7 protein-coding genes and 2 pseudogenes are annotated in these 8,112 nt (G+C 57.4%); 4 read left to right on the top strand and 5 right to left on the bottom strand.

Annotation, left to right across the window (positions count from 1 at the left end):
• Positions 1 to 21: 21 nt before the first annotated feature.
• The gene (locus tag AAHA49_RS17565; protein WP_342039157.1) at positions 22 to 219 is read right to left on the bottom strand and encodes a hypothetical protein; all 198 of its coding nucleotides are present in this window, start codon (positions 217 to 219) and stop codon (positions 22 to 24) included.
• Between the two features lie 48 nt (positions 220 to 267).
• Here AAHA49_RS17565 and AAHA49_RS17570 point away from each other — a divergent pair.
• Together AAHA49_RS17570 and AAHA49_RS17575 are read left to right on the top strand one after the other, a co-directional pair.
• Positions 268 to 576 (top strand): annotated as a pseudogene (locus AAHA49_RS17570) (transposase); the annotation flags it as partial.
• Positions 577 to 770: 194 nt separating this feature from the next.
• Complete coding sequence (locus AAHA49_RS17575; protein WP_339393288.1) at positions 771 to 1,241, top strand: VOC family protein; 471 nt, start codon at positions 771 to 773, stop codon at positions 1,239 to 1,241.
• Positions 1,242 to 1,442: 201 nt separating this feature from the next.
• On the opposite strand, the pseudogene AAHA49_RS17580 reads toward AAHA49_RS17575, so the two are convergent.
• Positions 1,443 to 2,685: pseudogene (locus tag AAHA49_RS17580) on the bottom strand (ISL3 family transposase).
• A 594-nt stretch (positions 2,686 to 3,279) separates the two neighbouring features.
• Here AAHA49_RS17580 and AAHA49_RS17585 point away from each other — a divergent pair.
• Entirely contained in the window at positions 3,280 to 3,957 is a 678-nt protein-coding gene (locus AAHA49_RS17585; protein ID WP_339393287.1) for a hypothetical protein, read from the top strand.
• 579 nt (positions 3,958 to 4,536) lie between these two features.
• Here AAHA49_RS17585 and AAHA49_RS17590 read toward each other — a convergent pair.
• Together AAHA49_RS17590 and AAHA49_RS17595 are read right to left on the bottom strand one after the other, a co-directional pair.
• The gene (locus tag AAHA49_RS17590) at positions 4,537 to 5,046 is read right to left on the bottom strand and encodes a hypothetical protein (protein WP_339393286.1); all 510 of its coding nucleotides are present in this window, start codon (positions 5,044 to 5,046) and stop codon (positions 4,537 to 4,539) included.
• Positions 5,043 to 5,498, bottom strand: coding sequence for a hypothetical protein (locus AAHA49_RS17595; protein ID WP_339393285.1), 456 nt, complete (start codon positions 5,496 to 5,498; stop codon positions 5,043 to 5,045). Before AAHA49_RS17595 ends, AAHA49_RS17590 begins: the two co-directional genes overlap by 4 nt.
• A gap of 486 nt (positions 5,499 to 5,984) precedes the next feature.
• On the opposite strand from AAHA49_RS17595, the gene AAHA49_RS17600 reads away from it, so the two are divergent.
• Positions 5,985 to 6,524, top strand: coding sequence for a phospholipase A2 (locus tag AAHA49_RS17600; protein ID WP_339393284.1), 540 nt, complete (start codon positions 5,985 to 5,987; stop codon positions 6,522 to 6,524).
• Positions 6,525 to 6,889: 365 nt separating this feature from the next.
• Here AAHA49_RS17600 and AAHA49_RS17605 read toward each other — a convergent pair whose 3' ends face one another.
• Entirely contained in the window at positions 6,890 to 7,909 is a 1,020-nt protein-coding gene (locus AAHA49_RS17605; protein ID WP_339393283.1) for a P63C domain-containing protein, read from the bottom strand.
• Between the last annotated feature and the right edge of the window lie 203 nt (positions 7,910 to 8,112).

Here is an 8,112-nt window from a genome sequence, read left to right on the forward strand (position 1 = left end):
AGCGCGCGCCGACTACACCCTTCAGGCCGCGATCGCCGCCTGATCCACAAAGAGATCGTCTACGAAACTTGACACAGCCCAGATCTCCAAGTCGAGGCTGCGCGGCTGTCCCGGGAGGTCGTTCGCGATCTCCGCGCGCGCCATCTCAGCGTCTCCGATGTCGCTGCCATCCTCGAGATCTCTCGAGGGAGAGTCAGCCAGCTCGACGGCTGACGACACAACGCAACTGCTCTCATCGCGTGGTTCTTGCCCTGGTGGCAAGACCCCAGAGTCTGCAAGGACTCCGGGCTGCGGAACTTCCCCTTGAAAGGGTTCGACCAGAACCCATTCTGGTTGGCTGTTGTCGCCCTGGCCGGAGAGATCGAGGCCTGGATGTCCCTGCTGGCGTTCCCGACTCACGAGATCCGCCGGTGGGAACCGAAGAAGCTGCGCATGCACATTTACTCGGTGTCCGCGACGATCGCGCGCACTGCTCGTTGAGTGGTGGTTCATATCAAGGCGATTGCCACCTGGGCTGAGGCCATCCTCGCCGGACTGGGCAATGTACGGACACTGCCGGGACCAGCACCGGGCTGAAGTGGTTGGTGCCCGTATCCGAACGATCGAGAAGGAACGCCGGGATCAGGAGTCCCCGCGGCAATCGTGGCGTCACACGGTGTCGTGTCCTACCCGCATGCGAGAATCAGAGTCAGTGGACAGCAATGGGGCTGCAACCATGCCCGAGCACTGACTCATGAAAAATCGAGGCTAGTGATATGGAGGATATAGCTATGAGTGACGGTTCGATGAACTCTGCTCCTATTACCGCGGGCGTCACTGTGCAGGTGTACGTGCCGACCAACGAGACTGCCACAGCACGATCGTTCTACAGCACGCTATTCGGGCGCGAACCGGAGTTCGAACCGCATGATGATTTCTTCGAGTGGTCTCCGATTTCAGGCCAAGAATGCTGGGTTCAGGTCGGAGGCAAAGCAGACGCAGCGCCTATGCACAATAGAATGCGATTCCGTGTGCTCGACCTCCGTGCTGCACTGGACTTTCTCGACTCGTCAGGAATTGAGCATTCCGAACCCTCGCAGCTGCCTGGAGTTGTTGCGTTTGTCGACTTCTCCGACCCGTGGGGTAATCGGCTCGGCTACTACCAAGATCTTGTGCCCAGTGAACAGCAGGTGGAATATCGGGGAACTTCGGTCAACGACGATGCGCAGTTCATCGAGTATGAGGGATCTCACCAAAAGTAGCACCCTGGGGTGATCGCAGGCGGCAGACTGGAGGTACCAGTGTCGCAACATCGAAACGCGCTACAGTGCGCTTTGAGGACTTCGAAGACAATGGCGAGTCCCCGTTCAGCAAAATTTGAGCCGAGTTATGAAGATTCTCGCGCACGCTTTCACCATGATTCCCACGAATGATCTTGCGGGGACTGCCGCCGCTAACGTGGCTCATCGTAAACGTGAGTGTAGAACCGGTCTGAATCCACCGGACTCGAGCAGACATCTCGCGATGTAGTGCGTGAGGTTACGGAACCCCAACGCCGATCCCCGCAGATGCTCGAGCCTGCCGTTGATCGCCTCAGTCGGACCATTCGACGTTCCCGGCCGGGTGAAGAACGCGAGCACATCAGCAGCTCGACGCTTCAGAGTCGGTCCCAACCGTCTGAGCTCAACCAGCCCAGGTGACTTCGACTTCGGTGAAGCTCGAATCGGTGAACAGGCCCGCGAGTCTCTCCTGCTGCTTAGTCGTGAGCAGATCAGCTCCGGTGTGCAGAGTCCTCCTCGCCCGATACAGGGGGGCTTTCGCTCGTCCACGATGGCCAGTTGTCTCCTGCTGAATACGACGACGAACATCATCGAGAGCATCACCGGCGAGCTTGACGACATGGAACGGGTCCATGACTTCCACCGCATCGGGCAGTTCCTCAACCGAGGCGGTTTTGAACCCGGAGAATCCATCCATGGAGACGACGTCGATGCCATCACGCCAGGCTTTCGGACGGGCTCTCAACCATTGCTTGAACATCTGCTTCGAGCGTCCGGGCATCATGTCGAGCAGACGTGCTGGGCCTGTTGCCTGGCTAATCGGGGTGAGGTCGATGATGACGGTGACGTATCTGTCGCCATGCCGGGTGTGCCGCCATACAAGTGGGGGTACCTCCCGTTTGAGAGCGCAGCGCGCGGGGGAGTCGTCGACACCAATAACGCTGACCCCGTCGAAACGGGTCGGATCATCGATGAGCAGGCGCCGGCCTTCGGCGAGGATCGCGGAGTTCGCGGTGTGCCAGGACACGGCGAGCTTCGCAGCGATCACGGAGATGGTGTCGTGATCGATGACGAGGGCCCGCAGTGCCCAGTCGAGTCCGGTTCGAGAGATCTTGCCTCGTGGTGGTGCCGCAGCATTGGTGTCTTGACGCCACACACGGCCGCACTCGACGCATTTGTACCGGCGGAGGCGAATATGAAGCGTGGTCGGTCGGTGGCCGAAGGGTTCATGGGCGAGGCGACGGACAACGGTATCGCGAACGACCCCGTGGCCCCCGCACTGTCGGCACCAGTCATCAGCAGTGTTGGGCCGGCATTCGAGAATGGCTGTGTGACCGGTGATGTGTTGGCCGATGCAGGTGAGGTCGAGGGAGTCGAGGCGGGCGAAGGTCGTGAGGTCGGGGGTCGAGAAAGTAGGCTTGGCCATGTCGAGGTCTTTCGGATGGACTGTGTAGGAACTTCCATCATCGGAAGACCTCGACCTCTATCCGGGCAAAGACTCGCCGTGTCCTGGGATCACCGACCTACACTCTCGTTTACGAAGAGCCTTCAAAGTCGCCGACGCTCAGACCGTCGAGGGTGTAGGCGCATTCCGGGACTTCACAGACCACTCCTTTTTGAAAGCGGCGGACGCCTTCGGCGAGAGTTCGACCAGCAGGCCGAACTGCTTCCTCGTAGATAGACACGCGGATCCTCCTGGTTGTTCTTCTGTGCTGTCTCTTCCAACCTTGAATGATGGCACGGACACGACCCTTGGAACTGTCACCAATTCAGAACGAGCTGAACACGACTCAGTGGCTTCACACATAGGGGCGCACGTCGAACGATGCGGCATGCGCGATGTCTTGACGAAGACGACAGTCCCGAGCGTGAGTTAGCATCTCATTTTGGCCACAGTTTTGACAGTGGCCCACTTCCTCCGACCAAGTAGAGGTTCCTACTGCTTAGTATCAGCTCACCATACTCCGACGCTCGGTTGCATCTTCGCTTTCGAGGCGGATTTAACAGAATGGGAACCGCAATGAAGCCACTCAAGGTAGTTTTGGCGATAAGCCTATCGATCCTACTCGCAGCGGGTACCTCCTCCCCTGCCGGCGCAGAAGTAGAGGAAGACGCACAAATCAGCTCCTTCGCCATGCAGCAGTACGAAGCGTGGTCCGAACGAGTCGAGACGGACGCACTCAATATGTCGGAAGCGGAGATCCTTCGACAAGCCGGCGACACCCGGGACTACGTTGAGACGACCGTAACGCTCGGGGGCCAGGTCGCTTCTCGAAGTTCCGAATCATCGGAAGAGGCAAATGCTGGCTTTGTGAAATGCGACATCAGGGTTGATTATCCCCATTACTCTAGCGGTGCGGGCGGTGCTATATACAAGACTCGTTACAAATGCGAGTCGAAAGGAGTGAGCACTAAGATCAAATTGCGAGTCAAAGGATTGCTGAGCTTGTACCCTGCTGCCAGCTCAAGCGCAAGGCCTGGCAAAGCTCAGACACGGGCTCGAAGTGACGCGCGAATTACAGTCACGGCCAATACCGGAAAGTACTCTTCCCCGTACTATACTCCAGTAGTGGGGTCGAATGGCGGTAGAGGTACGGGCTTCTGGAACGGCACGAGCACATGGATAGTCACAAGCCACCCGTCTCTTTCGGGCAAGAGATCAGGCTCACTGTCGAAGACCGTCTGGAAGAAGATCTGAAACAGCAACTCTTGCGTGACTCGAGTCTGCGCCGACACTACCAATTGAGGCATCGATGAACGACCAAGCGTTTCACCTAATCGACGAACGAGATGTCCGACGCGAAGACGTAGTCGACGCCTTTCGCGTTGCGTTCTGGCATGGTGACGAATCTGATCCGCAAGATCTCACGTCCGTCGCGGTGTACGAATCTTCCGGGGCGGGCCTTGACGAGACTCTGGAATGGGCTAAACGATCGCAAAGCCCATCCCCTCGAGTAGTTGAGGTGTTCGCAGTCGTCACCTTCGGGAGACAAAAGGATAGCGTTAGAATCGCGAGGTACGACCATCGCCCCTCACTAAAGCCGGGCGAGACGAGAGACTCCGGCTACTTGGAGGGGACGATCCACCTCCACTCCTGAACCGCTTAGCCCCGCCGCAATGCCAAAATCTGCAATGTTGGCGGGGCTAAGTCCTGATCACCAAACTCTCACTCCGAGGAAAGGCAGGGGTGAGTTAATGGTACATCGTGCGTCCCTGAACAGACATGAAGGAAGGCCCCCACCGTGTGATGCGGTGGGGGCCTCGTCGTATGAGGGGGTCAGGCTGAGACGAGTCGCTTGAACTTCTCGGCCTCAACGTCAATTTGTTCGACCTCGGAGGACTTCGCGACGACACTGCCGTCCGAGCTCTTTGGAGCCATGAGAGTCAGTGCGTCACTAACCATTCTCAGGAAGTCGAGTGCGCCCTTCACAGGAGATCTACCCTTGAGGTCGCAAAGGCTGAACTGACGAATACGGTAGTCTCTTGTGGTTGCGTAGGCCACCGGGCGGCTTGAGAAGACGGAATTCAGGTAATCGTCGGCATCGTGGACGTCTTCGAACACATGGTCGCCGAGGAATGCCACCTCGGCGGGGTTCAGTTCGGCATAGATCCAGACCGAAACTGCCTCAGTCGGTTCCAGGATTGCGCTGAACGCGATTGTAGCCCCCTCGATCATGAGCGTCCCGGCCATTGGGACATGATCGTCCACCCACACATCCAAGTTTGTTGTGCTGGGCGATGGTGACCACGCGAGATACCCGCGGTAGATCGCGTCTTCGATATTCACTTCTTCACCTCCTGGGTGACTTGTACTTCGAACAGGCTATCAAGTAGTGCTGGAAAGTCTATGGGGAGGGTCGGCCACTCTGCCAACACTTCGTCGTCTGGTAATGGCGGAAGAACGATCGAGCAGTGGATGTCGTTCTTGATCTTCTTGGCCGGGGTGTGGACGACCCCGAATCCAGCATCTCGCAAGTCTCTCACGGAAGCGAACCTGACCACCCGACCGTCGAGAAGATCCGCGTCGAATGGAGGCCTCACGGATCGGATCCTGCGCGCCAGGGCCTCCTCAAGAGTACTTCTTCCACGGAACACGGACAACTCGTTCTCGCGGTGGGGTTGGGGTGCGCTCCTGAATCTGCCATCTTCATCGTTGAGCTGAGTGACGTATTCCTCGGACTGGAGGCAGTAGTAGGGGTCGATGACGCATCTGCAGCCGCTGGTGAGTCCCACTGTCATCTCTCTTCGGAAACTGGATTTCAGGATCTAGTTAACCACGGCTCTAGTCTGTCTCGCCGCACGACCCCAGGACATGACGGAAGGCCCCGCCCCTCGGCGTGAGGGACTGGGCCGGGTGTCAGTGGCGGGGTGTGTAGTCGTCGCCGGGTGGGGTGGTGTCGACTTCCGGGACTTCGAACCGAACGCGATGGTCGGCTCAACACGGGGCTGGCTACCCGAGACGATCGACGCCTGGGAAGCCGACCTGCTTGAGCAGGGGGCGCGCACGGACCTCACGAAACATCGCGAATCGGAGGCGCAGAGATATAATTAGAACCGTGCAGAGAGTGCGAGCCATCGGCATCGAAGCCCACGAAGAAGATCGGTCCGTTGCGGCACTCCAGTGCATATGAACGCTCCACAGATTTCATACTTTCGTGCGATGCGCGCACTGAAGTTCTCTGGGAGGGTGTCCTTGCATCTAGCGCCAAGGACGGAGAGTTTTTCATGGAGTTCAAATTTGTCCATCTTCGAGTTGCGATTACCTCGCTGGTCGCAGTCGCTCTCGCCGCAGCACTTACCGGTGCCCCTGCGAGTGCTACCGAGCCTGCCAATGTCGACAGGGAAGCCATATCGGAACTTGGCAAGGCGTTGCAGATCCTGAAGGACGAGGGCGTCGAGATCGATGGCGACATTTCCGAGGACGCACTTATCGAGGACTACTACAGTTCGGACTCGCTCGGTCCGATAATCTTGCAACCTTATGCGAAGCCTAACGGATGCTCAACACCGAAGCAGTTGAAGAAGGCAGCGGCGAAGTGGAACAAAATATTTAAATCTGCCTGCGATAAGCACGACTTGTGTTACGGAAAGAACTCCAGGACCAATAGAAACGTGTGTGACGCCAGATTCCGTGAGAACATGAAAAGCCTCTGCAACAAGAGAAAGAAGGAAGTCTTCATTTGCAAGACCGTTGCAGTAGTCTACTTCGAAGCAGTGCGCATCGGCGGTAAAAAGCATTACAAAGGAAAGGGCAACCCCTGGTGATCCCGAAAAATAGAATTCGAAAGATTTCCTATTTGTCATTGCTTAGCGTGGCAGTATTAATGTTAGCGGGATGTGTCGTCATGACGGTGTGGGCGGCCGCCGTTGAGGACGGTTGGATAACAGTCACCGCCATAATGTTGATGAGCTGGTTAGTGAGCGCACCGTTCATCCTCGGCTCGGTGATCTGGACAGCTCTTCTCCTTGGCAGCAGGGGAAAGTCGCGAACCGACACGCAGATTCACAGCTGACCACCGAAGCCTGTTGAGCGATCGAACGGTACCAATTTGGCGACCAACACGGCTGGCTTACCAGAAGCGGACATGACGGAAGGCCCCCCACCGCGGTGACGGTGGGGGCTGGCATCGTTAGACCTCGAGCGACAAGGGCAGTGTGTGCCCATACTTTGGGTGAATGGTGTCAATCTTGGTCTTGAAGTCTTCCCAATCCGTACTGAGTTTCATGATCGAGATGACTGATGCCAGATGTTCCCTAAGTCGCGGGTGCCCAGAATCGGATGTCAAGTGCTGGTGCAAGCGCTCCCTTGGACGGCCCGATCGGTCTCTTTCTACCTTGCGTTTCAGCTCATTTAGCACTCCTGGAGCGAGGCGATCGTAGATGACGTCGTTGGTGAGTTTCCCAAAATACTGGGGCCGTTGAACCTGCCCACTCTGATAGTCAAGGCCCCGCAAGCGAAACATCTGCTCGTAGAATTCCGGAGGGAACGTCTTCACCCAAGGCTGCAGCTCCTTTGCGACAAACTCCTCGAGAATCAGGGCGAGTGCATCACGCTGTCGGATCTCCTGATACCCAGTAGCTTCGTCAACGAGCGCAATGATCCCCACTCTGGCAAGCCCGCGGATAATGATCTCCGCCTGCCGGGCAACATGCTCCTGCTGCCACGGGAGCGCTCCCGACTCCCTTGCTTCGAGGTAGATTTCGCAGACGTCAGGGAGCAGCTCCGCGTTATACCCACTCGCTTTTCCGCCTGAGGGCGGTCGAAAGGTAATCGGTTCAGCTTTCGCCAGTACCTCGTCTGGGATAAACGGAGCTATCGCTTGGCCTTGGAGAATCGGAGGGACACCACTGCTGGCTCTAGTGTTCGCCCTTCGGTGTCGGCCGAGCGCATGGAGAAAGCTGGACTGGGTAAGGACTCGTGTGCCGTCATCGAGGACGTAGCAGGTGAGCTCAATATCGCCGATGACCAACGGCTTATCTGTCGATCCGCAGATTGCAACCTTGTCCACTGACTCCCATCGCTTCTTTGCCGCTGCTCGGCTGATCTCTGTACGTCGCTGAGGAGTGAGCTTCTCTGCTCTGGCTCTGCCGCCAGCAGCCTTTCCGTCAACGTGCTCGTCATCGCTTTCTGCATGCATCTTGTCATCCATGCTTGCATCCTAAGGCGGAGATCGTGCCTATGCAAGCATGTCGAATCAATGCTTGCGGCAAGAGCATTTGATGGGCACACATTGCTCGCCGTGGTCAGGCGGAGACAAAACGCCCCGCCCCGGGCTATAGGACAGAAAGTGTGTCTCGGATCAGGGTCTTGCCCAGCAATCCCAATGGCAACACGGGGTTTGCTTAGCTGATC

It is taken from the genome of Brevibacterium ammoniilyticum (genome assembly GCF_038429965.1).
Classification (GTDB): domain Bacteria; phylum Actinomycetota; class Actinomycetes; order Actinomycetales; family Brevibacteriaceae; genus Brevibacterium; species Brevibacterium ammoniilyticum.

What these genes read in the sequence shown, in the direction of transcription:
- AAHA49_RS17575 (WP_339393288.1), top strand. Translation starts at nt 771, where the DNA reads ATGAGTGACGGTTCGATGAACTCTGCTCCTATTACCGCGGGCGTCACT.
- AAHA49_RS17585 (WP_339393287.1), top strand. Translation starts at nt 3,280, where the DNA reads ATGAAGCCACTCAAGGTAGTTTTGGCGATAAGCCTATCGATCCTACTC.
- AAHA49_RS17595 (WP_339393285.1), bottom strand. Translation starts at nt 5,498, where the DNA reads ATGACAGTGGGACTCACCAGCGGCTGCAGATGCGTCATCGACCCCTAC.
- AAHA49_RS17600 (WP_339393284.1), top strand. Translation starts at nt 5,985, where the DNA reads ATGGAGTTCAAATTTGTCCATCTTCGAGTTGCGATTACCTCGCTGGTC.
- AAHA49_RS17605 (WP_339393283.1), bottom strand. Translation starts at nt 7,909, where the DNA reads ATGGATGACAAGATGCATGCAGAAAGCGATGACGAGCACGTTGACGGA.